This is a genomic window from Paenibacillus xanthanilyticus (genome assembly GCF_042682185.1).
GTDB classification, from domain to species: Bacteria; Bacillota; Bacilli; order Paenibacillales; family Paenibacillaceae; genus Paenibacillus_Z; species Paenibacillus_Z xanthanilyticus.
Genome location: NZ_JBHUHA010000002.1, coordinates 19,345 through 41,128, shown reverse-complemented (window position 1 = coordinate 41,128; position 21,784 = coordinate 19,345). Strand labels below are relative to the sequence as shown.

The following is a 21,784-nucleotide window of genomic DNA, read 5'->3' as shown; positions in this document are numbered from 1 at the left end:
ATTTTGATGTTTGCTGGTGTTCTTAACTCGTAATTTCATATTCGACAGCGGAATAACGTACATGGAATTCTTGTCCTTCAAGACAAGTTCAATTTGTGTTATCCGCTGGCGAGTTGAGGAGTTAAGAACATGATGATTTCCGCCTGCATCGGCCGGAACAGCGTGCTCTTCGAGCACGCTGTTTTTTATTTGGGCTGTCTAGCGAAACAGAACGACATGGGATTGCAATCGGGTAGTATTGCAGCCAGCATCGGTCTGTTCATGCTAGGAAAATGTCCAATATGGAGCCGTTGTGATGAATGGGGCCGGGAGCGCATGCGCTTCCGGCCTTTTTTGCGTACTCGCAAGCAAACGGGGAGGCCTCGTTAGCCAAGCTTCTCTTGATCGCGATTTCCCTTTGACCCATGTAAATGAAAATGAACGCCAGGAGGCTCTCTGAGATGAACGAAACGAGCATGACGCGATTGGAATTCGACAAAATTAAAAGCCAATTGAAGGATTTTACCGTGTCCCCGGCCGGCGCCCGGCTCGTCGCCAAACACAGCCCGAGCGCGAACGAGAGCACAGTACGGGCATGGCTGAATGAAACCGAAGAAGCGGCCAAGCTGCTTGCGACCGGCGCGAGCGTCCCGCTGTCGGCCATGGAGGGGATCGAGCCCTTCATGCAGCTGCTGGGCAAAGGCCGGATTTATAACGAGCAGGAGCTGCAGTTCCTCGCTTCATGGCTCGCGGCCGTCGCGCAGATGCGGCGTTATATGGCTTCCAAGCAGGCAATCGCTCCAACCGTAAGCGCCTATGCCGACTCCATGCACGAATGCGCGAGACTCCGGGACGAATTGGATCGCTGCTTGCGATACGGACAAATTACCGATCAAGCTAGCGCTTATTTGGCGGATATCCGAAGGCACTTGGCCGCGGCGGAAGATCGGATCGAGCGACGGTTGAATCAGACGATAAGCAAGTACAAAAACGCGCTGCAAGAGCAGATCGTCAGCAAACGCAACGGGCACTACGTTATTCCGGTCAAGCGCGAGCTGCGCAAGCAAGTGCCGGGAACGGTCTGGGACGAATCGGCGAGCGGGCAGACATTATTCGTGGAACCGGTCGACGTCGCTGAGCTGCAGGCCGAGTGGCAAATGTGGAAAGCAGAGGAGGAGCGGGAACGAACCGTCATTCTGTCCGGTCTGTCGGAATTGGCGGAGGAACATGCGAGCGAGCTCAAATGGAACGTCGAAGCGATGGCGTCATTCGATTTTATTTTTGCAAGAGGGAAGCTATCTCGGACATGGGACGGACGAGCGCCGAAGCTGTCCGCGCAGCCAGTCATCAAGCTTGTGCAGGCGAAGCATCCGCTGCTAGGCGCATCGTCCATGCCGCTTAACGTGGAGATTGGGAGCAGCTGGAAGCAGCTTATCATCACAGGTCCGAACACCGGCGGCAAAACCATCACGCTGAAGACGATCGGGTTGTTTGCACTCATGACGCAATACGGACTGCTCATTCCCGCCGCCGAGGGGACCGAGCTAGGATTGTTCACGCATATCCTGGCGGACGTGGGAGACGGCCAAAGCATCGAACAATCATTAAGCACGTTCTCCGCGCATATGGCAAACCTGAAAGAAATGCTGGACGCTGCGGGCGAGCGCTCCCTCTTGCTGTTGGATGAGCTTGCGGCAGGCACTGATCCCGGCGAAGGGATCGCCCTTTCGATCGCCGTTTTGGAAGAGCTGCTTAGCCGGGGATCGTTGGTCGCCGCGACGACGCATTTTAACGAAATCAAACGGTTCGCGGCGAGCACGGACGGCTGCGAGAACGCAAGGATGGCATTCGATCCGCAGACGCTTCAGCCTCTTTACCGACTTGAGATCGGTGAAGCAGGTGACAGCTACGCCTTCGCGATCGCGAGACGATTCGGATTGCCGGAGCGGGTTGTTGCCAGGGCAGAGGCGCGCGCTGCATTGACGAGGGGAGAGACGACTGTAAGCCATGCCGCGATCGAGCCGTATACAGGCGCCGATAAGCAACGGATGTCGCGAAAGGGAAAGAATCAAATCGGGGCAGTGAAGCCTGTGCTAGGGAACACCGATGCCGTCCGTACATCCGAAGGAACGCCGAAGCGGGCGCTGCAAGTCGGCGATTGTGTATGGATTCATCCGCTGAAGCGGACGGGGATCGTGTTCCGGGCGGCGGATGAACGAGGCGAGATTATCGTGCAGGTGCAAAAGCAAAAGCTGACGTTCAACCGGAAACGGCTGTCGCTCTACATTCCTTCGGATCAGCTGTACCCCGGGGAAGATTACGACATGGATATCGTGTTCGAGAGCAAGGCGAACCGCAAGGCGCGGAACCAAATGAAACGCAAATATGTCCCTGGCCTCGCGATCGAGACGCCTGGCGACGATCCGGCTAACCGTTAGGGCACCGGATCGCTGCGTTCCTTGACAAGAAGAAGAGAGATATCAGTGTTTCGTCATTCGGCTTAGTCCCGGCTTTCAATAACGAGAAGCAGCCCTTCTCTAACGCTAACCGTCCCTTCATTCGCTTCCAGGACATTGCTGATGCCGAGCGACTGGCCGATCTCTAATGCTGCATTTTGCAGCGGGTAGCGGAAACCTTGCAGATCGATGCCGCTCACGACGGGCGTAAGCGGCAGCAGCGATACATGGCTATAACCGCCGGCTGTCAACGTTAGCTTGCGGTCCGTAAGCCGGATACGATTATGGGCATCGACAATCGATGCCCGGACGTTGCGGCCGATTGCGTCGCGAAGAAGATGTACATTGGCCAGCGAATGGTCGAACCGGGACCCGAGCGCGCCCACGAGAATTACTTCCCGCGGCTCCATCGCAAGTGCGAAACGATAGGCCAATTCCGTGTCGGTGTAGTCTTTATCGATCGGATCGCAGGTCTCCACGCGGCGGCTGCATCGTTGAATCATCGCGAACTGCTCGTCCGTCACGGAATCGAAGTCGCCGATGGCGATGTCGGGCGCAAGACCGTTGGCCGCTAGGAAATAAGCGCCGCTGTCCGCTCCGATCAAATAGTCATCCGGCTGCGCCAGCTCGATCGCCCATTGCCCAAGCTGCCCGCCCGTGAATATCAAAATGCGTTGATTGAACATAGTCGTCTATCCTTTCATAATTGCTGCTTACGCACCAGTATACTAAGGAAAGACGCCCCTTGACCAGTTAGCCGGATTTCTAGATAGGCGAAGGTGCCGTATCGCGGTACCTGATTCGTGTCCAGCGCTGCAAAAAGTTTCTTGCGCCCAGCGGGACTCGCGGATAAAATGGGAATGTGAAAAATACGGACACCGTTCGACAAAGAGTTCGGGCATCGAAGAGTCGATCGGGCAGGCGGAGGCATCATTTCTTGAATTGGCATGTGGATATGGACGTCTTTACGATTTTCAGCATTATCGGCACGATCGCCTTCGCGGTGAGCGGCGCGATTGTCGCGATGGAAGAGGAGTACGACATTTTAGGCGTCTACGTGCTGGGACTCGTGACGGCGTTCGGAGGCGGCGTTATCCGCAATTTGCTCATCGGCGTGCCGGTCACGACGCTTTGGACGCAGGGGATGCTGCTCAAGACAGCCGTGGTCGCGATGACGATCGCGTTTATCCTGCCGGTCCGATGGATTCAGCATTGGAGGCGTAGCGAGGCGTTTTTCGACGCCATCGGGCTCTCGGCCTTCGCGATCCAAGGGGCCTTGTACGCGACGGGCAAGCATCCGTTATCCGCTGTAATCGTTGCGGCGATGCTGACGGGAATCGGCGGCGGCATGATTCGCGACGTTCTGGCTGGCCGCAAGCCGCTCGTGCTTCGCGACGAGATCTATGCCGTATGGGCCATGCTGGCCGGAGCGGCCGTCGGGTTGGGATGGTTCGCGACGCCGCTGGAATTATTAGCGCTGTTCATCATCGTGGTCGTGTTCCGCATGATGTCCGTTCATTACAAATGGCGGCTGCCGAGACGCTCCTTGAAGTACGCGCTGGCGCAGTCCGTCCATCAAGATGAACATCAGCAGGCATTAGCGGCAGACCATGCCGCGAAGAAAGGAGATCGTCTATGATTGGCGTGTTATTCGTTTGTCTGGGCAATATTTGCCGTTCCCCCATGGCGGAAGCGGTATTCAGGAGCAAGGTGGAGCAGGAGGGACTGGCGGATACGATTCGGGTCGATTCCGCGGGCACCGGCGACTGGCATATTGGCAAAGTTCCGCATGAGGGGACGAGGCGATTGCTGGACGACCACGGCATTTCGTACGAGGGGATGCGGGCGCGTCAGGTAAGAATCGACGATTACGCCGATTTCGACTATATCGTGTGCATGGACAGCAACAATGAACGCGATGCGCGTGCGGTATTCGGCAGCAAGTGCGATGGGCATCCGAAGGTATTCAAACTGATGGACTTGCTTCCGGAACGCAAAGCCTGCGATGTGCCGGATCCGTACTATACGGGTAATTTCGAGGAGACGTACGAGCTTGTAAGCGAAGGGTGCGATCGGTTATTGAATCGGATTCGGCAGGAGAAGCTCGCGGGCGTGTAAGGGGCAATCCTCATATCGAAACAAATAGAGACAATAGAAAGACCGTATTCGCATAGGGCGAAGACGGTCTTTTTGCAGCTCCGGCAGATGAACGGATACGATTAGAATTCGGGCTTGATAAAGGTTTTGATCGAAGCTGGAATATGTTTCTGCCAAAATCCCCATACGTGCTTGCCTTCATGCTCGCTATAATGCGTCTTGGCCCCTTTGGATTCCAGAATGCTCTTCATCTTGCGATTGATCGCCACGAAATTGAAGACGCCGCGGTCGGTCTCATAGGCATCTTCCTGTAAGCCGACGATCATGAACAGCTCCATGTCGCTCAAATCGCCCGCTTGGGAAGCGATAGCTTGCGAGACGGGGTAGAATGCACCGGATAAGGCGATAACGCGATTGAACAGGTTCGGATGGCGCAGCGCGATATGCAGCGAGACGGTACCGCCGAGCGAGTCGCCGGCGAGAATGCGGTCAGTCGGTAATCGGCGGGCGGCGTATTTGCCTTCTATATAAGGTAGGAGTTCCTCGGCGAAAAATCGAACGTACCCGTCGTGGAGTTCTCCGTCAGGCGCATATTCGCTCGTCCGTTTCGACTTGTCGACGTCAACGCCGACGATGATGAACGGTTCGATGCCCTCGTCCAATATGAGCTGGGTCGCGATGGTCGCGACGCGTCCGAAGTTGAAGAAATCTTCGCCGTCCTGACAGTAAACAACGGGGTAACTCAACACTTCATTATATCCTGGCGGCAGAAAGACGCGCAGATCGCGTTTGCCCTCCGGCAAGTGGCGGCTTTCGACTTCGTCCTTCACGATGGTGCGCTTCAAGTATCGGGCGTCGGTCATATGAAATATCTCCTTTCGGTTGCATGAGTTCATGGGATTAAGGGTAAACAAAAAGAAGGGAAAGAATGCTCGCCGCCTTATAAGGCGGCTTTTCGCTTGTTGTATTATTCTGTACCATAGAATAAATAGGTCTGTTACATATACAATTCAAATGGATAGTTCCCCAAATGTGCGAATTATCATAGGTGAAAACGATTTTATGCTTTGACCATTCGGATTAAACAGGGTTATAATCATTCTATAACAGTAACCTGTGTTTTTTCAAATATTAAGCTGAGGTGAACCTTAATGAGCAAGCTGTTAAACAAGCTGCCTTACGAAGTTCAGACGGAACCGGTTTATCCGTTGTCCATTCTCTCGCCTGAAGGCGAAGTCGTAAATCCAGATTTAATGCCGAATCTTTCGGATGATCAACTTAAAGAACTGATGTACCGCATGGTATTTACCCGCACTTGGGATGAGCGCGCAGTTAACCTGGGCCGCCAAGGCCGTCTCGGTTTCTACGCGCCGGTATCCGGGCAAGAAGCTTCCATGATCGGCAGTGAATACGCGTTGAACAAAGAAGACTTCATCGCGCCAGCTTACCGCGACATGCCTCAGATCGTATGGCACGGTCTTCCGCTGTACCAAGCGTTCCTGTACTCCCGCGGCCATCAGCATGGCGGCCAAATTCCGGAGGGCGTTAACGTTCTGATGCCTCAGATTATCATCGGCGCCCAGATCCTCCACGCGACAGGCGTCGCAATGGCGTTCAAGAAGAAGAACGAGAAGCGCGTTGCGATCACGTACACGGGCGACGGCGGTTCCTCCGAGGGCGATTTCTACGAAGGTCTGAACTTTGCCGGCGTTTACAAACTTCCGGTCATCTACTGTGTGCAAAACAACGGCTATGCAATCACGACGCCGTTCGCGAAGCAGACAGCGGCTCCTTCGATCGCGCACAAAGCGATTGCTGCCGGCATCAAAGGCGTGCAAGTAGACGGCATGGACGTGCTGGCCGTATACAAAGCGGTTCACGAAGCTGCGGAGCGCGGCCGTAACGGCGAAGGCGCGACGCTGATCGAATTGCTCACGTACCGCTTCCGTCCGCACTCGATGGCAGACGACGCGACGAAATACCGTACCAAAGATGAAGAGAACGAGTGGGCGCTGAAAGATCCGCTCATCCGCTTCGGCAAATTCCTTGAGAAGAAAGGGCTTTGGACCGAAGAGGATACGAACCGCGTGAAAGAAGAAGCGAAAGCGACGGTCAACGAGCACATCAAGAAAGCGGAGCAAACGGAAAAAATGACGGTTGCCGGCTTGATCGATACGATGTTCGAAACGACGCCTAAGCATCTGGAAGAGCAGAAAGCCGACTTCCAATAAGAACGTATACGCAGCGGGGAGTCCGCTCCCCCTTCAGATATAAAGTTTCGCACGAAATGAGTTTTGCCGCGAAGAAGATCGATGGAGCATTTTCTTCACAAGACTCTACGATATAGGCAACGAGACCGAATGCTTTTCGAAGCGCGTTTTGTTGCAAAGGAAATCGAAGAACTTTTAGGAGGAACCAACAACCATGGCACAAATGAATATGTTGGAAGCGATCCGCGACGCGATGCGTCTGGAAATGAAACGCGACGCTAACGTTGTCGCCTTCGGCGAGGACGTAGGTAAAGTCGGCGGCGTATTCCGCGTTACGGAAGGTTTGCAAGAAGAATTCGGAGAAGACCGTATTTTCGATACGCCGCTGGCGGAATCCGCGATCGCCGGTATGGCAGTAGGCATGGGTATCCAAGGCTTCCGTCCGATCGCCGAAATTCAGTTCGTCGGCTTCATTTACGAAGCGCTGGACCAAATGTTCGTACAAGCTGCGCGCATGCGTTACCGCTCCGGCGGCCGTTACAATTCGCCGATCGTATTCCGCACGCCGTTCGGCGGCGGCGTTAAAGCGGCCGAGCTGCACACGGACTCGCTCGAAGGTCTCGCGATCCAGACGCCAGGCATTAAGGTTATCGTCCCTTCGAACCCTTACGATGCGAAAGGGCTCATGATCTCCGCGATCCGCGACAACGATCCGGTATTCTTCATGGAGCATCTTAACTTGTACCGCGCATTCCGCGCAGAAGTTCCGGAAGGCGACTACACAGTCGAGATCGGCAAAGCGAACATCGTGCGCGAAGGTAAAGATGTCACGATCATCGCGTACGGCATGATGGTGCACACGGCCGTCAAAGCAGCCGAAGAGCTCGAGAAGCAAGGCGTAAGCGCGGAAGTCATCGACCTTCGCACGCTGCTCCCGCTCGACATCGACACGATCGTGGCTTCCATCCAGAAGACGAACCGCGCGATCGTCGTGCAAGAGGCGCAGAAGACTTCCGGCGCCGCTGCCGAGATTATCACGCAAATCAACGAGAAGGCCATTCTTCACCTGGAAGCTCCTGTCCTCCGCGTAGCGGGTCCGGATACGGTTTATCCGTTCGCCCAAGTCGAAGACGCATGGCTCCCATCGCAAGCCCGCATTATCGCGGCAGTCAACAAAGTACGGGAATTCTAAACATATCATTTCAACCCCATGGATATGAGGCAAGATTGATTGGAGCGGATGCGGGGGCTTGTCCCCCGTGCCGCTTCACCAACCTTTGAGGAGGTAACGCAAGTGGCAAAGTTTGAATACCGGTTCCCTGAGCTGGGCGAGGGCCTGCACGAAGGCGAAATCGTCAAAATGCACATTAAGCCCGGAGACAGCGTAACGGATGACGATATTATCATGGAAGTACAAAACGACAAGGCGATCGTGGAAGTACCTTGTCCGGTGAACGGCAAAGTATTGGAAGTGTTCACGAAAGACGGTCAAGTTTGCCATGTTGGCGAAGTCGTCGCGATCATCGACGCGGAAGGCGATCTGCCTGAAGGCGCGGTTCCAAACAGCGAAAGCGCACCGGGAGCTGACGCGCCGAAGGCTGCGGAAGCGAGCAGCGAGGCTCCAGCGCAAGCGGCGGCACCGGCAGATCAAGCGGCACCGGCTGCTCCTTCGAACGCGAACGTGCTTGCGACGCCTAGCGTTCGCAAATTCGCGCGCGAGAAGGGTGTTGACATCGCATCGGTATCGGGTTCCGGCAAGAACGGCCGCATTACACGTGAAGATGTCACCGCATTCGCATCCGGCGGCGGCGCTGCAGCGGCACCAGCTGCAAGCGCGCAAGCGGAAGCGGCTGCGCCGGCTCAAGGCGAAGCCAAAGCAGCTCCGGTTGTTGTGGCAGGCGAACGTCCTGAAGAACGCGTACCATTCAAAGGCATCCGCAAAGCGATCGCGAACGCGATGTCCAAATCGGTGTACACGGCTCCGCACGTTACGATCATGGACGAAGTCGACGTAACCGAACTTGTCGCTCTGCGTACGAAAGCGAAACCGATGGCCGAGAAGAAGGGCGTCAAGCTGACTTACCTGCCATTCATCGTCAAGGCGCTCGTGGCAGCATGCCGTCAATTCCCGATCATGAACGCGATGCTCGACGAGCAAAGCCAAGAGATCGTATACAAGAAGTACTACAACATCGGTATCGCAACAGATACGGACAACGGCCTCATCGTGCCTGTTATCCATGATGCGGACCGCAAGAACGTATGGATGGTTGCAGACGCGATTCGCGATCTGGCAACTCGCGGCCGCGACGGCAAGCTGACGCCTGCCGAAATGAAAGGCAGCACGATCTCTATCACGAATATCGGTTCCGCTGGCGGCATGTTCTTCACGCCGGTCATCAACTTCCCAGAGGTTGCAATCCTCGGTACAGGCCGCATCTCCGAGAAGGCTGTCGTGAAGAACGGCCAAATCGTAGCTGCACCTGTTATGGCGCTCTCGCTTAGTTTCGACCACCGTCTCATCGACGGCGCAACGGCTCAAAACTTTATGAACTACATCAAGCAGCTGCTGGCTGACCCGCAACTGCTCGTAATGGAGGTATAAACCCATGGTAGTAGGAGACGCATCACTCGATATCGATACACTAGTCATTGGCGCAGGCCCGGGCGGTTATGTTGCCGCAATCCGTGCAGCCCAGCTCGGCCAGAAAGTTATGATCGTCGATAAAGGCAAATGGGGCGGCGTATGTTTGAACGTTGGCTGCATTCCGTCCAAGGCGCTGATCAATTCCGCTCATCACTATGAGCATATGAAGCATGCGGACCAATTCGGTCTTTCCGTGGAGAACGTATCGGTCGACTTCACGAAAGTTCAGGACTACAAGAACTCCGTCGTCAACAAAATGACGAGCGGCGTCGAGATGCTCCTGAAAGCGAACAAGGTTCAAATGTTCCAAGGCGAAGCCATGTTCATCAACGAGAACGAAGCGCGTCTGTTCAACGAGCAAGAAGCGCCGCGCTACCGCTTTAAGAACTGCATCATCGCGACGGGCTCCCGTCCGATCGAACTGAAGCCGTTCCCGTTCGGCGGCCGCATCTTGTCTTCGACAGAAGCGTTGTCCCTGAACGAAGTGCCGAAGAGCATGATTGTCATCGGCGGCGGCTACATCGGCATCGAGCTTGGTCAAATGTACTCCAAATTCGGCACGGAAATCACGATCCTCGAAGGCGCGGACACGATTATGCCGGGCTTTGACAAGGACATGAGCTCCCTCGTCGTGAAGCACCTGAAACAAAATAAAGTCGAGATCGTCAACGGCGCGCTTGCGAAATCCGCTGAGCAAACCGACAAAGACGTCACGGTAACTTACGAAGTAAACGGCGAGACCAAATCCGTCACGGCAGACTACCTGCTCGTCACGGTTGGCCGTCGTCCGAACACGGACGGCGAGCTTGGTCTGGATCTGATCAACGTTAAAATGACGGATCGCGGTCTGATCGAAGTCGACGACCAATGCCGTACGTCGATTCCGCACATCTACGCGATTGGCGACATCGTGCCGGGCGCGGCGCTCGCGCACAAAGCTTCCTACGAAGCGAAAGTCGCGGCGGAAGCGATCTCCGGATTGCCATCCAAAGTCGATTACAAATGTATCCCGGCTGTCGCATTCTCCGATCCGGAGTGCGCGGCGGTGGGTTACACCGAGAAAGAAGCAAAAGAAAAAGGCTACAACGCGAAATCCAGCAAGTTCCCGTTCGGCGGCAACGGCCGCGCGGTTACGCTCGGAGGCGCGGACGGCTTCATGAAGCTCGTTCATGACGCGGACACAGGTCTCGTACTGGGTGCTCAAATCGCGGGCGTGGAAGCTTCCAACATGATCGCGGAGCTTGGCCTTGCGATCGAGATGGGCGCAACGATCGAAGACATCGCCCTGACGATTCATGCGCATCCAACGCTTGGCGAGATCACGATGGATACGGCTGAATTGGCGATGGGTCACCCGATCCACACGCTGGCCCCTAAGAAGTAATAGAATAAGCTTGGTTTCTTGAAGAGCTGACGTACTCATCCTCGAGTGCGTCGGCTCTTCTTTAATTCCAAAGCAATCGCTTACATAAGGAGGAGGGTCTTCTTTGCATCCGGCTGCTTGTGGAGAAAATAGGTTCGTTCGGGTTTTCATGAAATTTTGTCGAATATTCGCTCGAAAGCAAACGACAAATGCGTTGGAAAATGGTATGATGGGAGATATAACGTTTGGTGTGAGCTGTATTGAATGGCGTTCATGGGGTGTCATTTGAGATCATTTCCGGTTGTTTCCATCCTGAATGGAGATGAAACAAGGCCAATTCAGGATGGAAGCTCGGTTGTAGGTTCGTTAGAAGGAGGGAATTTGGACTTTTCCAAGGATTTCCGTGATCGATGCGCGATATGCGGGGTGGAAGACCCTTTACGGCCATGTGGATATGTTGTAAAGTGGCGATACGAATATTCGTCGATCAATTGCCAGTAATGTTCGGTTATAGGGATGTTTAGAAATATCGCCCGACCAGAAACGTGATCGCCGCCATTATAATGAAGAAAGGGGCCGTGCGAATGGCTGTTATTCAAATTGCCGCAATGGCCCGCAATCGGGCAATCGGATTAGACAACAAGCTCTTGTGGCGGCTGCCGGCGGAGATGGCGCACTTCAAGCAGACGACAACGGGCAAGACTGTTCTGATGGGCCGCAAAACATACGAGTCGCTCGGCAGGCCGCTGCCGAACCGGCGCAACGTCGTGCTGAGCCGCGAGATGCTGCAGGCTCCTGAAGGCTGCGAGCTGGTCCGATCCGTGGAAGAAGCGCTGGGGAACTACAACCAAGGTCTATATGGCGAGGATTTGATGGTCATCGGCGGTGCGAATATTTATGCACAAATGCTGCCGTTTTCGCATAAAATCCTGCTTACCGAAGTGGAGGCCGACTTTGAGGCCGATGCTTATTTTCCGCTGCTCTCCGAGCTGGAATGGCAGGTATCGTCGCGCGATTGCCGGTCGGCTGACGAGAAGAATGCTTACGATTTCTGCATCCTGACGTATGATAGAATTGCCTCTCTTTAGCTAGCAAACAGCTTTATGATTGTGACGCTTATATGCGTTAAAGTGCAAATGATTATACGGAAAATCCATTTAACAGCGCTAGGTGCAATTGCTACGATATTGTAAATGGTTTTGGCCCGGGTACGAAAGTTTGATCTTGAATAAAAGCTAGAATCCCGATATAGTTTGATAGAGATATGCTGTACCAGGGTAACGGGAAAAAGGATGGAGGATAAGCGATCATGTCTACACCAACAGGATTTATGGACTACAAGCGCGAGCTGCCCGCTGACCGCAGTCCGCTAGAGAGAATAAAGGATTGGGACGAATTCCACAAGCATTTCAGCAGCGACCAGCTCCGTACGCAAGGCGCGCGCTGTATGGATTGCGGCACGCCATACTGCCATACTGGCATCGAGATGCCTGGCGGCACATCCGGCTGCCCGGTCAACAATCTCATTCCGGAATGGAACAACTTAATCTACCGCGGTCTGTGGCGCGAGGCGCTTGACCGTTTGCATAAAACGAACAATTTCCCGGAATTCACGGGCCGTGTATGTCCGGCGCCATGCGAAGGCTCCTGTACGGTAGGCCTCATCGGCGATCCGGTCACGATCAAGACGATCGAGCAGTCCATTATTGACAAAGGCTTTGAGGAAGGCTGGGTCGTACCGCAGCCGCCGCTCGTTCGCACAGGCAAACGCGTTGCCGTCGTCGGCTCCGGTCCTGCAGGCCTTGCTTGCGCGGCGCAGCTGAACAAAGCCGGTCACACGGTAACGGTATTCGAGCGCGCGGACCGCATCGGCGGTTTGCTCACGTACGGTATCCCAACGATGAAGCTGGATAAGAAAATCGTGCAGCGCCGCGTCGATCTGCTCGAAGCGGAAGGCATTCAGTTCACGACGAACACGGAGATCGGCAAAGATATTTCGGCTGATCAGCTCGTATCCGATTTCGACGCGGTCGTCCTGTGCGGCGGCGCGACAAAAGCGCGTGAAGTGGAAATCGAAGGCCGTGACCTGAAAGGCATTCATCTGGCGATGGATTACTTGAACGGCACGATCAAGAGCTACCTGGATTCGAACCTCGAGGACGGCAATTACATCTCGGCTAAAGATAAGAACGTCATCGTCATCGGCGGCGGCGACACGGGCACGGACTGCGTCGCGACGGCGCTCCGTCACGAATGTAAATCGGTTACGCAATTCGGCACGCACGCGAAAGCGCCGCTGGAACGCGATCAAGCGAGCAATCCTTGGCCGCAATTCCCGAACGTATATACGCTTGACTATGCGCACGAAGAAGCTCGCGCCTTGTATGGCGAAGACCCGCGCCAATTCTCCGTCCTCACGAAGAAATTCGTCGGCGACGAGAACGGCAACGTGAAGGAGCTGCACACTGTGCAAATCCAGCGTACGGTTGATGTGACTGGCCGCCGTATTTATACGGAAATTCCAGGCACCGAGCGCGTCTGGCCGGCAGATCTCGTCTTTATCGCAGTCGGTTTCGAAGGACCGGAGAATACGATCATCAACCAGCTGAGCCTGGAGCAAGATCGTCGTTCGAACGTGAAAGCGAAATACGGCGACTATCGCACCAGCGTGGATAAAGTGTTCGCGGCAGGCGACATGCGCCGTGGTCAAAGCTTGGTCGTATGGGCGATCAACGAAGGACGCGAAGCCGCACGTGAAGTCGACCGCTACCTGATGGGAACGACAATGCTGCCATAAGCAGCTGGAACGGCAATCATACTATATGAGATGCACGCAAGGAGCGCCTACGGGCGCTTTTTGTTTCAAATAGAGGTTGATTTATAAGTTTCACACTTATAAATCAACCTCTATTTCACCGGAATGTAACGCGCTACGCCATCAAAGACGGCGATAGCCGTTTCACCTTGTTTCTTCATTAAAGGAGCTGCGAATATGATTCAATACGATTCGGATGACATCCGCGAGCTGCAGGTGACGGCATTTCATCCTACGATAGAACGAAGGGACGACCAATGGATGGACATTGAGCTGCGAGTGGACGTGGAAGACGAGTCCCGGATCCACGAGTCGATAACGGAGTTGACCGCTCTCGTCATCTGTACGCATGGCGGGGATATTGCGCAGATCGTGCCGCAGGACGCGGGATGCGATTGCGATTTTCAGTTTACGGCGAGCGAGAAAGAGCAAATTCGCGCATTCGTAGAATCAGCCGAAATTCAAGCGAGAATCCTACTTTTAGCCGCGCTCTAGGAAGGAAAGTTGTGGTAAAATAAGCGTACCATAACTTGTCCGGGGGAATGCTCGATGCGGAGTGAAAGCGCCGTCTTTTTGACGCCGGCCGATGTTCGAAACATTCAGCAATACGTGATGCGCAAGTACGCCGGCTTATCTAGCGATCGGCATGCCGAGATTGTCACTGACGCCATGCGGCGAATCGTCATGAAGCAGCTCCCTGCTTTCGGGGAAGAGGAACGGATGCTCTTAACCGGACAGCTGCTGGACGAAGTCGTCGTCCGCCAACAGATTCCCGTTGGCCCCGAGCATGTGTTTGCCGCCTGTTTGCGGAGGGATGAGACGGCTAGCGAGTGGATGGAGGCATTGCGAACATGGACGGAGGAGCGCCTCCAGCGCCTGCTTGACCCGCAGCGGTTTTATCCGTACATCCGGCAGGCAAGAGCGCAGCTGTCGTTAACCGACGCCGCTCATGAACTTCGGCCCGGCCAGTGGCGTCTACTTGAAGAGGAAGCCGCATTATGGGAGCTTAGCACGGGGGCAGAGTCCGCGATTTCCGATACGAGTCATGTGTCCGTGGCGGACGTTCGTGTCGTTCCGGACAAGCCTTGGTCCCTGCAGGAGCGGCCTAGGTTGTATGCGCTGCTGTCCGCGTTAGTGCTGGCCGCTTCCTTCGTATATGGATGGTTGACGTTAGCGCCCATGCTGCCCCAGGAGCTGCAGCCCCCCGTCGCGCTGCGACCCGTGGAGCCGACGCCAGCTCCGATTCCGCGTCCGCGGCTGAACGAGCTGCCGGACGAGTTCCGTTACGCAGACGTGAATGTCGTGCGCCTAACCTCCTATTTGGATGCGAAGAATTCCCTCTTGGCGGAATCGGAGTACCGGGATATCATTCTAAATATGGCGAAGGACAAGGATATTCATCCGCTGCTGCTATTCGCCATTACGGGGCAGGAGCAGGCATTTGTGCCGAGGTCGCATAAGAATGCCATGCTTATGATCAACAACCCGTTCAACGTCTATCATAGCCATCTGGAATATAATACGGATTTGAAGGATGCCGCAAGGATTGCGTCGAATACGATCAACAACTTGAGCAAGGACCGCCCATCCGGCATCGACGCCATCACGTGGATCAACCGCAAATACGCGGAGGACAAGAACTGGGCGAAAGGCGTCACCAGCATCTTTCGGGCAATGAAGCGCTACGTAGAGCATAGCGAGTAGGAATAGAGAGGCGATTCATTGAAAACGTTAATTATCGCAGAAAAACCGGATATGGGACGGACGATCGCGGCCGTTCTGGAGCCGAAAGCGCAAAATAAACGCACTTATCTCGAAGGCGAGCATCATATCATTACATGGGCGATCGGGCACCTCGTCAGTTTGGCGGAGCCCGATCGGTATGACGAGAAATATAAGCGATGGAATGCGGCCGACCTGCCGATCATCCCGGAACGGTTCAAGCTGTGGCCGAATCCGCGGACGACGGATCAGCTCAAGACGATCGGGGAGCTGGCCAAACGCTGCAATAAGCTGGTCAACGCCTGCGACGCCGGGCGCGAGGGACAGCTTATTTTCCATTTAATCAAGCAATATCTAAAGCTGTCGCAGCCGGTCGATCGGTTATGGATATCCGATTTGACGCCGGAGACGATTCGCAAAGGGTTCGACGGGCTCAGGAGCGACGCCGAGTACGATTCGCTCACCCGTGCCGCCCGCGCCCGCAGCGAAGCGGACTGGCTGGTCGGCATGAACGCGTCGCGCGCGTTTACGATCAAGCACAAGACGCTGCTGTCGGTCGGACGCGTCCAGACGCCGGTATTGGCGCTGCTTTACGATCGCCACAAGGAGATTACGGCGTTCAACAGCGAGACGTATTTCATCGTCCAAGCGTTGTTTACGCAATCGGATTTCAGCTATAAGGGGATCTGGCAGGGCGACCGAATTATTGAGAAGGAGAAGGCAGACGCGCTTGCCGCCAAAGTGAAAGGGAAACCGGGACGAATCGTCAGCTACGAGAAGACGGAGTCCAAGGAATATCCATTCCGGCTGTATGATTTGACGCTGCTGCAGCGCGAGGCGAACGGCCGCTTCGGCTATCCGGCGAAGAAGACGCTCGACATCGCACAGGCGTTGTACGAGAAACATAAAGTCATCACATATCCGCGTACAAGCTCAAACTATGTGACGGAAGAAAACATTCCGGTCATGGGGAACGTGCTGAACATGCTCAAACAAACCTCGGCGTACGGTCAATTAGCCAACGGCGCGGATCGCAGCCGCGTGCATAAAGGGAATAAGGCGGTGTGCAACCCGGCGAAGGTAGAAGACCACCATGCGATATTGCCGACGCCGAAGAGGCCGGGGACGCTCAGCACGGAAGAACAGAATATATACGATATGATCGTGCGCCGATTCCTCTCCCACTACTATCCGCCAGCTCGCTATAACCATCACGAAGTCATCACGGAGGTGGAGGGCGAGCAGTTCCGCACCAAAGCGAAGGAACAGCTCGAGCCAGGATGGCGAGTCGTATTGGGGAATGAGAATGGAGAGACGCCCAAGGCGAAAAGCCGCAAGAAGAAGGGCGACGAGCAGCAGGAGGAGCAGGACGACGAGCTCATGGTGACCGACCGGCCGTTCTCGGTCAATCCGGAAGAGGCGGTACGGTGCAAAGACGCGTCAGGCATCGAGAAAGCGACGCAGCCGCCTAAGCCGTATACGGAGGGCACGCTGCTAAAGGCGATGGAAAGCGCGGGTAAGTCGATCGAGGACGACGAGCTGCGCGAAGCGATGAAGCAGACGGGTCTCGGCACCCCGGCGACGCGGGCGGCGACGATCGAGCGGCTGAAGCAGGTCGGGTATATCCAGACGGCGGGCAAACGGCTTGACATTACGACCAAAGGCTGCGCGGCGATCGAGCTCATCCGCGGAGCGGGCGTCGAGCTGCTCGCCTCGCCGGAGATGACCGGTCGCTGGGAGCAGCGTCTGCATCAGATCTCGAGAGGCGAAGCGTCGGACGAGCAGTTCATGCAGAAGGTCAAGCAATTCGCCGAGATGATCGTAGGCAAAGTGAAGCAGCAGCCGCAAGCGCAAGCGTCGATTTTCGGTGAAGACGAGGGGAAAGGCGGCGGACCCGGGAAAGGCCGGTCCGGTGCGCGCGGAAGCAAGAGCGGCAAGTCGTCCGGCTCATCCGCTGCATCCGGTTCGTCGCGCGCCCCTCGCGCGGCTCGTTCGACGGCTGCCGGCGAAGCTGCCTCCGGGACTGGCGCGGCGAAGAGCCGATCCCGAGCGTCAACGGCCGTTGCGGTCCGGGATTCGAAGCCCTCCGGCGCGCCGGAGTGGATCGCCGACTGTCCGCGCCCGGGCTGCGGCGGCAAGCTCATCGAAGGCAAACGCGGTTATGGCTGCATTCGATACAAGGAAGGCTGTTCGTTTGTCATTTGGAAAGACCAGCAGGGCAAAGCGGTGACCGCCGCGATGGCCAAGTCGCTTGCGTCAACCGGACAAACCCGCAAAATGACGATCAAGCGGTCGGACGGAAGCTCGGTTAGCGGCAAGCTCGTCTTGACGGATCCGTCAGCCGGCACGGTCGAGTTCCGGGAATAAACCAACTCCATCATCGAAGCGTGTTCTCGCCATCAGGTCATGTAGATTGACTTGATGGCGTGGGAGCGCGCTACAGGACATGAGAAGCGGAATGCTGCTTGCCCAATCTTCGGGTTATGATCGATGGCGCTAATCCGATCGCAGCGCGAACGGCAAAGCCCCTCCGGTTGAGAAGAAGACGCATTGCATGCGCGTCTACGCTTACTCCAACTGAGGGGCTTCTCTATATGTTAACCTATTTACATTCGTCCCAAGTAACCGTGTATCGTATCCGGCACTTCCTTCAGCGCCTGCAGGGTAAAGAACGCGCCTTTGGGCTCGACCTCAATCCCGACGATATTGAACACCCATTCGCTGTCGCTCTTCATATGAATCGCGTGTATCCCGGCGGTTAGCGCAGGCACGATATCGGTGCGAATGGAGTTACCGATCATCCAGGTCGACGTACGGTCGAAACCGCCAGTTGCGATAATGTCTTCCATGGCCTCGATATTTTTGTGGGAGCGAACGTAGATCCGATTTTCGAAATAACGCTCGAGCTGCATCGCTTTGATTTTGCGCTCCTGGATCAGCAGCTCTCCGCCCGTATATAGGTGAAGCTCATGGCCGCTGGTTGCGAGCGCGTCCAATGTCTCTTCCATATGCGGGTATGGCTCGACTTGGTGTTCGTATACGCTTCTGCCCAGCTTCCAAAGAAAATCTTCTTCCACGGGGGATAACGCGCGGCCGTAGAGAGAGGCGAAATAGCGGTACGTGCCGATGAACGATTCCGGAAAATGGTCGCTCTTGAAGCCTTCGGCGTGGACGCCGGCTAGATCGATCTCCGTTTGTTTCTCGCGAATGACCGCCTCGGTCAGCCCGTAGCCGCCAAACCACATGGTCATGGAATCGACGAACCGGTCGATGACGTGATAGAAATATTTATTGCAGTAAATAAGCGTATCATCCAAATCAAACAGAATCTTCTGCTTCGTCATAACATGGCTCCTTCTCCAAGTGATTCCGTCGTCTTTTCAATCTACCGCACTCGTATGCCCCGCGTCAAACCGAATAAACGAAGCACCCGAAACAAATAATGTAAGCGGAGGTGAGCTAAAGCCATGCCTTATAACAAAGCGGATGCAAAAGAGAACAAGAACAACGAGTCGAAGTTCAGGGTCCGTTCGCGTACCCCGAACCTGGAAAAACTCGCGAACCGCCCTGCGAGCTTGAACGGAATCAACAAGCAGCTTCCTTAATCCTAAGGCGGGATCGGACGAGTGTCATCCGCCACAAGCACAACAAACGCGCGTCACCGTGGCTCTTGCCGGTGACGCGCGTTATTTTAACGGTATTAAGCATATTTTTGAATCTTCTCCGTCAAATTCTTCCGTATAAAAGCCAGCCGCCGGCGGACGTAAAAGTCGTAACTCTCGCCTCTCAAATCCCGTGGAGAGACGACCGACTCCGCCTCATTGTCAATTATCGTAAGTGAGCCGTCCGAATAAAATTTAAACGTCAAATCCCGGAATGGACGACGGGTTTCAATAAAACGATAGTTTTCACAACGTTGCAAGGTGATCAACTCCTTTAGAATGGTAGAGGGAACGTTTGTTCTTGTTTTGATTATACCAAACATTTGTTCGGATGGAAACTATTTTTTGAATAATTTAAACTAGAATGATAGATGGCAAGAACTGTTGGCAAAGGAGCGCACCGGGCATGATCAGAGTAACGAAGTTGTCGAAGCAGCTACCCGGCAAAGTGAACATTTTATCGGATATAAGTTTCGAGGTTGGAGCCGGAGAGTTCGTCGCCATCAAAGGCGCTAGCGGAAGCGGGAAATCGATGCTGCTGCGCTGTTTGGCGCTGCGCGAGCCGTGGAGCTACGGCGATTATGAAGTTGATGGCGTTTCCATCTTCAAAAAAGGATTCTCCGGCAAGCTGAAGGTACGCCGCGAAATCGCATACCTGGAGGAGAAGCCTGAGCTGCTCCCGAACAAAACGGCGCTCAAAAACGTGCTCATCGGGGCCACGCATCAGACGCCGGTCTGGCGTCGCGTGACGGGGATGATCCGCAATGACGACTACATGGGCGCAATGGATATGATCGAGAAGATGGGCTTATTGGATAAAGCACATCAGAAAGGCGACAAATTGAGCGGCGGCGAGAAGCAGCGCATCGCGATCGCAAGGGCGCTCGTGCACGGGGCGAAGGCGCTGCTCGTCGACGAACCGGTGTCGGGCCTTGACCCGCATACGGCCGAACAGGTGCTGAGCGATCTGAAGCGAATGTGCCAGACGCAGGGGATCACAGTCGTGGCCGTCTTGTCGCAGGGCGATTGGGCGGAGCGGTTCGCCGACCGCATTCTGGGCTTGAATGCCGGCAAGCTCGTGTTGGATATTAAAGGAAGACGGATGACCGCGCGAGAGAAAATGTTGATTTAACCGACGTAACCGAAAGCGAACCTGAACCCCGGGCATCCGCCCTGCATATAATGGGAGGTACTTCATTATGAGCAGGCAGGTGTCAGGCAGGATGGCATTTCAATTTCCGGTTCACGTGCAAGCATCCCGAATTACGTTACCCAAGGCGGAATTGTGGATTCCGGTCGTAAGCGGCGTACAGAACGCGGCCGCGCGCAACGCGATCAACGCCGCCATTCGCCAGCAGGTACGCGAGCTCGCGGCGGACCAAGGATCGCTCGACGATCCGCGGGCGGAGATGCAGGGCTATTTCGAAGTCAAGACGAACGAGAAAAGCATTCTCAGCTTATCGCTGTACAACTATGCCTATACGGGCGGTGCTCACGGGCTGACGCTTCAGAAATCGCTGACGTTCCATATCGGGACGGGCAAGCGTTATTCGCTCGCCGAGCTGTTCAAGCCAGGCAGCCCCTACGTGAAAAGGCTGTCTGATCTAATTAAAGCGCAAATTGCGGAGAGACAAATCGCTACCTTGGGCGAGTTTGTAAGCATCGCGCCGAATCAGTCGTTCTATGTGGCGGACCGCGCGCTGGTCATCTATTTCGACCTGTACGAGCTGGCACCGTACGCGTTTGGATTCCCTTATTTTCCGATCTCGGTGTTCGAGCTGGCGGATATCGTGAATCCGAACGGGCCGCTTGCGCCCATGATCGTGAACGACTAACGTTCCCAAGTCCGACGTTCATATTCACTTAAAACACGCGCGCTGAACAAGCGTCAGCAGCGCCCGCTTGAAGGAGAAACACCACCATGCTCTACATGCTCATCATTCTACTTATCGTACTTGCGGCGCTGTTCATTTGGCGGAGAGCCGGCACTAAACGCGCCGGTCGGCCTGGCGAGACGCAAGAAGGATTAACCTCATTAAACAATCGGGACGCGCGCGAAAACGAACGGCCGCTCGCTTCGCGGGCCGGCGTGGCGGAAGAGGATCGGGCGTACACGCCGCCAACTTCCGCAGCACCGGTCATCGAAGAAAACGGACCGCCCACCGTTATGATCGTCGACGATCAAACCGCCATTCGCATGCTGCTGCGCGAAGTGTTCGAGCTGGAAGGGTTGCGCGTGTTCGAATTCTCGCACGGCAAGTCCGCGGTCGAGACGCTGAAACAGAAGCGGGTCGACTATATTCTGCTCGATCTCAAAATGCCGGACATGGACGGCATTGAAGTGCTGACCGCAATCCGTGCGCATAACCGGACCGTCGACGTGGCGATGATTACGGCTTACGGCGATCCGCTGAAGCTCGATGCCGCCCGCAAGCTTGGGGTGACGACTTTCTTTACGAAGCCTTTCGAGATCGACGATGTCAAACAAAGCGTGCTGGCCCGGCTGAACGGGTAAAGGAGGCGCGTATTATAGCCAGACTGTGGATAGGCGCGCTCGCGCATTTCATTTTCGGTTTGCTGTTTCCCTATGTGGCGGTTGGGGCGACAATGTTGATCTATGGGTTCATGGCGCCGTCCACGGAGGCGGAGAAGCTGCGCGGCGCGGTCATCGCGCTTGTCTATGTGCTAGCGGTCGCCGTCGTGAACGTCTATGCTTTATGGAAGCTGCCGGCAAGAAGCAAGTGGAAGCGTCTTGCCATGCATGTGCTCATATTTTCGTTCGCCGCCGGAACGATGTTCGCTCTGCTTCGCTGGTCTTAAGCCGGCGAAGCTT

At 55.2% G+C, this 21,784-nt stretch carries 19 protein-coding genes; 16 read left to right on the top strand and 3 right to left on the bottom strand.

Annotated features, from left to right (window positions below):
• Nucleotides 1-440 precede the first annotated feature (440 nt).
• Nucleotides 441-2,417, top strand: a complete 1,977-nt coding sequence (locus tag ACFSKT_RS17215; protein WP_377719748.1) for an endonuclease MutS2 — start codon at nucleotides 441-443, stop codon at nucleotides 2,415-2,417.
• A 62-nt stretch (nucleotides 2,418-2,479) separates the two neighbouring features.
• Here ACFSKT_RS17215 and ACFSKT_RS17210 read toward each other — a convergent pair whose 3' ends face one another.
• Nucleotides 2,480-3,121, bottom strand: coding sequence for a thiamine diphosphokinase (locus tag ACFSKT_RS17210; RefSeq protein WP_377719749.1), 642 nt, complete (start codon nucleotides 3,119-3,121; stop codon nucleotides 2,480-2,482).
• 269 nt (nucleotides 3,122-3,390) lie between these two features.
• Here ACFSKT_RS17210 and ACFSKT_RS17205 point away from each other — a divergent pair, with 269 nt between their 5' ends.
• Nucleotides 3,391-4,074 carry a trimeric intracellular cation channel family protein gene (locus tag ACFSKT_RS17205; RefSeq protein ID WP_377720616.1) on the top strand — a complete coding sequence of 228 codons (684 nt, stop codon included), beginning with the start codon at nucleotides 3,391-3,393 and terminating at the stop codon, nucleotides 4,072-4,074.
• The gene (locus ACFSKT_RS17200) at nucleotides 4,071-4,553 is read left to right on the top strand and encodes a low molecular weight protein-tyrosine-phosphatase (protein ID WP_377719750.1); all 483 of its coding nucleotides are present in this window, start codon (nucleotides 4,071-4,073) and stop codon (nucleotides 4,551-4,553) included. Before ACFSKT_RS17205 ends, ACFSKT_RS17200 begins: the two co-directional genes overlap by 4 nt.
• A gap of 101 nt (nucleotides 4,554-4,654) precedes the next feature.
• Here ACFSKT_RS17200 and ACFSKT_RS17195 read toward each other — a convergent pair whose 3' ends face one another.
• Nucleotides 4,655-5,395 (bottom strand): alpha/beta hydrolase, encoded by a 741-nt coding sequence (locus ACFSKT_RS17195; RefSeq protein WP_377719751.1) that lies wholly within the window; start codon nucleotides 5,393-5,395, stop codon nucleotides 4,655-4,657.
• A gap of 288 nt (nucleotides 5,396-5,683) precedes the next feature.
• Here ACFSKT_RS17195 and pdhA point away from each other — a divergent pair, with 288 nt between their 5' ends.
• The 9 genes from pdhA to ACFSKT_RS17150 all read left to right on the top strand — a co-directional run bounded on the left by pdhA (nucleotide 5,684) and on the right by ACFSKT_RS17150 (nucleotide 17,656).
• Nucleotides 5,684-6,763 (top strand): pyruvate dehydrogenase (acetyl-transferring) E1 component subunit alpha, encoded by a 1,080-nt coding sequence (pdhA, locus tag ACFSKT_RS17190; RefSeq protein ID WP_377719752.1) that lies wholly within the window; start codon nucleotides 5,684-5,686, stop codon nucleotides 6,761-6,763.
• Nucleotides 6,764-6,956: 193 nt separating this feature from the next.
• A complete protein-coding gene (locus ACFSKT_RS17185) occupies nucleotides 6,957-7,934 on the top strand; it encodes an alpha-ketoacid dehydrogenase subunit beta (RefSeq protein WP_377501648.1) in 978 nt (325 codons plus the stop codon).
• Between the two features lie 102 nt (nucleotides 7,935-8,036).
• A complete protein-coding gene (locus tag ACFSKT_RS17180) occupies nucleotides 8,037-9,347 on the top strand; it encodes a dihydrolipoamide acetyltransferase family protein (protein ID WP_377719753.1) in 1,311 nt (436 codons plus the stop codon).
• Between the two features lie 4 nt (nucleotides 9,348-9,351).
• Complete coding sequence (gene lpdA / locus ACFSKT_RS17175) at nucleotides 9,352-10,773, top strand: dihydrolipoyl dehydrogenase (RefSeq protein ID WP_377719754.1); 1,422 nt, start codon at nucleotides 9,352-9,354, stop codon at nucleotides 10,771-10,773.
• Between the two features lie 563 nt (nucleotides 10,774-11,336).
• On the top strand, nucleotides 11,337-11,840 hold the full coding sequence (locus tag ACFSKT_RS17170) for a dihydrofolate reductase (protein WP_377719755.1): 504 nt from the start codon (nucleotides 11,337-11,339) through the stop codon (nucleotides 11,838-11,840).
• Between the two features lie 221 nt (nucleotides 11,841-12,061).
• Nucleotides 12,062-13,549, top strand: coding sequence for a glutamate synthase subunit beta (locus ACFSKT_RS17165; protein ID WP_377719756.1), 1,488 nt, complete (start codon nucleotides 12,062-12,064; stop codon nucleotides 13,547-13,549).
• A 195-nt stretch (nucleotides 13,550-13,744) separates the two neighbouring features.
• Entirely contained in the window at nucleotides 13,745-14,062 is a 318-nt protein-coding gene (locus ACFSKT_RS17160) for a hypothetical protein (RefSeq protein WP_377719757.1), read from the top strand.
• Between the two features lie 54 nt (nucleotides 14,063-14,116).
• A complete protein-coding gene (locus ACFSKT_RS17155; protein WP_377719758.1) occupies nucleotides 14,117-15,271 on the top strand; it encodes a hypothetical protein in 1,155 nt (384 codons plus the stop codon).
• Nucleotides 15,272-15,289: 18 nt separating this feature from the next.
• The gene (locus ACFSKT_RS17150; protein WP_377719759.1) at nucleotides 15,290-17,656 is read left to right on the top strand and encodes a type IA DNA topoisomerase; all 2,367 of its coding nucleotides are present in this window, start codon (nucleotides 15,290-15,292) and stop codon (nucleotides 17,654-17,656) included.
• 239 nt (nucleotides 17,657-17,895) lie between these two features.
• Here the strand turns inward: ACFSKT_RS17150 and ACFSKT_RS17145 are convergent, their stop codons facing one another.
• Entirely contained in the window at nucleotides 17,896-18,633 is a 738-nt protein-coding gene (locus ACFSKT_RS17145; protein ID WP_377719760.1) for an HAD family hydrolase, read from the bottom strand.
• Between the two features lie 724 nt (nucleotides 18,634-19,357).
• Between ACFSKT_RS17145 and ACFSKT_RS17140 the strand changes: the two genes are divergently transcribed.
• The 4 genes from ACFSKT_RS17140 to ACFSKT_RS17125 all read left to right on the top strand — a co-directional run bounded on the left by ACFSKT_RS17140 (nucleotide 19,358) and on the right by ACFSKT_RS17125 (nucleotide 21,771).
• Entirely contained in the window at nucleotides 19,358-20,083 is a 726-nt protein-coding gene (locus tag ACFSKT_RS17140) for a phosphonate ABC transporter ATP-binding protein (RefSeq protein WP_377719761.1), read from the top strand.
• A 91-nt stretch (nucleotides 20,084-20,174) separates the two neighbouring features.
• Nucleotides 20,175-20,786: a DUF3298 and DUF4163 domain-containing protein gene (locus ACFSKT_RS17135; protein ID WP_377719762.1), complete on the top strand. Its 612-nt coding sequence runs from the start codon at nucleotides 20,175-20,177 to the stop codon at nucleotides 20,784-20,786.
• Between the two features lie 86 nt (nucleotides 20,787-20,872).
• The gene (locus ACFSKT_RS17130) at nucleotides 20,873-21,466 is read left to right on the top strand and encodes a response regulator (protein WP_377719763.1); all 594 of its coding nucleotides are present in this window, start codon (nucleotides 20,873-20,875) and stop codon (nucleotides 21,464-21,466) included.
• Nucleotides 21,467-21,558: 92 nt separating this feature from the next.
• Complete coding sequence (locus ACFSKT_RS17125; RefSeq protein WP_377719764.1) at nucleotides 21,559-21,771, top strand: hypothetical protein; 213 nt, start codon at nucleotides 21,559-21,561, stop codon at nucleotides 21,769-21,771.
• The last annotated feature ends 13 nt before the right edge of the window (nucleotides 21,772-21,784 follow it).

Excerpts from the sequence above, each read along its gene's own strand:
- ACFSKT_RS17215 (WP_377719748.1), top strand. The coding sequence starts at position 441 with ATGAACGAAACGAGCATGACGCGATTGGAATTCGACAAAATTAAAAGC.
- ACFSKT_RS17210 (WP_377719749.1), bottom strand. The coding sequence starts at position 3,121 with ATGTTCAATCAACGCATTTTGATATTCACGGGCGGGCAGCTTGGGCAA.
- ACFSKT_RS17205 (WP_377720616.1), top strand. The coding sequence starts at position 3,391 with ATGGACGTCTTTACGATTTTCAGCATTATCGGCACGATCGCCTTCGCG.
- ACFSKT_RS17200 (WP_377719750.1), top strand. The coding sequence starts at position 4,071 with ATGATTGGCGTGTTATTCGTTTGTCTGGGCAATATTTGCCGTTCCCCC.
- ACFSKT_RS17195 (WP_377719751.1), bottom strand. The coding sequence starts at position 5,395 with ATGACCGACGCCCGATACTTGAAGCGCACCATCGTGAAGGACGAAGTC.
- pdhA (WP_377719752.1), top strand. The coding sequence starts at position 5,684 with ATGAGCAAGCTGTTAAACAAGCTGCCTTACGAAGTTCAGACGGAACCG.
- ACFSKT_RS17185 (WP_377501648.1), top strand. The coding sequence starts at position 6,957 with ATGGCACAAATGAATATGTTGGAAGCGATCCGCGACGCGATGCGTCTG.
- lpdA (WP_377719754.1), top strand. The coding sequence starts at position 9,352 with ATGGTAGTAGGAGACGCATCACTCGATATCGATACACTAGTCATTGGC.
- ACFSKT_RS17170 (WP_377719755.1), top strand. The coding sequence starts at position 11,337 with ATGGCTGTTATTCAAATTGCCGCAATGGCCCGCAATCGGGCAATCGGA.
- ACFSKT_RS17165 (WP_377719756.1), top strand. The coding sequence starts at position 12,062 with ATGTCTACACCAACAGGATTTATGGACTACAAGCGCGAGCTGCCCGCT.
- ACFSKT_RS17160 (WP_377719757.1), top strand. The coding sequence starts at position 13,745 with ATGATTCAATACGATTCGGATGACATCCGCGAGCTGCAGGTGACGGCA.
- ACFSKT_RS17155 (WP_377719758.1), top strand. The coding sequence starts at position 14,117 with ATGCGGAGTGAAAGCGCCGTCTTTTTGACGCCGGCCGATGTTCGAAAC.
- ACFSKT_RS17145 (WP_377719760.1), bottom strand. The coding sequence starts at position 18,633 with ATGACGAAGCAGAAGATTCTGTTTGATTTGGATGATACGCTTATTTAC.
- ACFSKT_RS17140 (WP_377719761.1), top strand. The coding sequence starts at position 19,358 with ATGATCAGAGTAACGAAGTTGTCGAAGCAGCTACCCGGCAAAGTGAAC.
- ACFSKT_RS17135 (WP_377719762.1), top strand. The coding sequence starts at position 20,175 with ATGGCATTTCAATTTCCGGTTCACGTGCAAGCATCCCGAATTACGTTA.
- ACFSKT_RS17130 (WP_377719763.1), top strand. The coding sequence starts at position 20,873 with ATGCTCTACATGCTCATCATTCTACTTATCGTACTTGCGGCGCTGTTC.
- ACFSKT_RS17125 (WP_377719764.1), top strand. The coding sequence starts at position 21,559 with ATGTTGATCTATGGGTTCATGGCGCCGTCCACGGAGGCGGAGAAGCTG.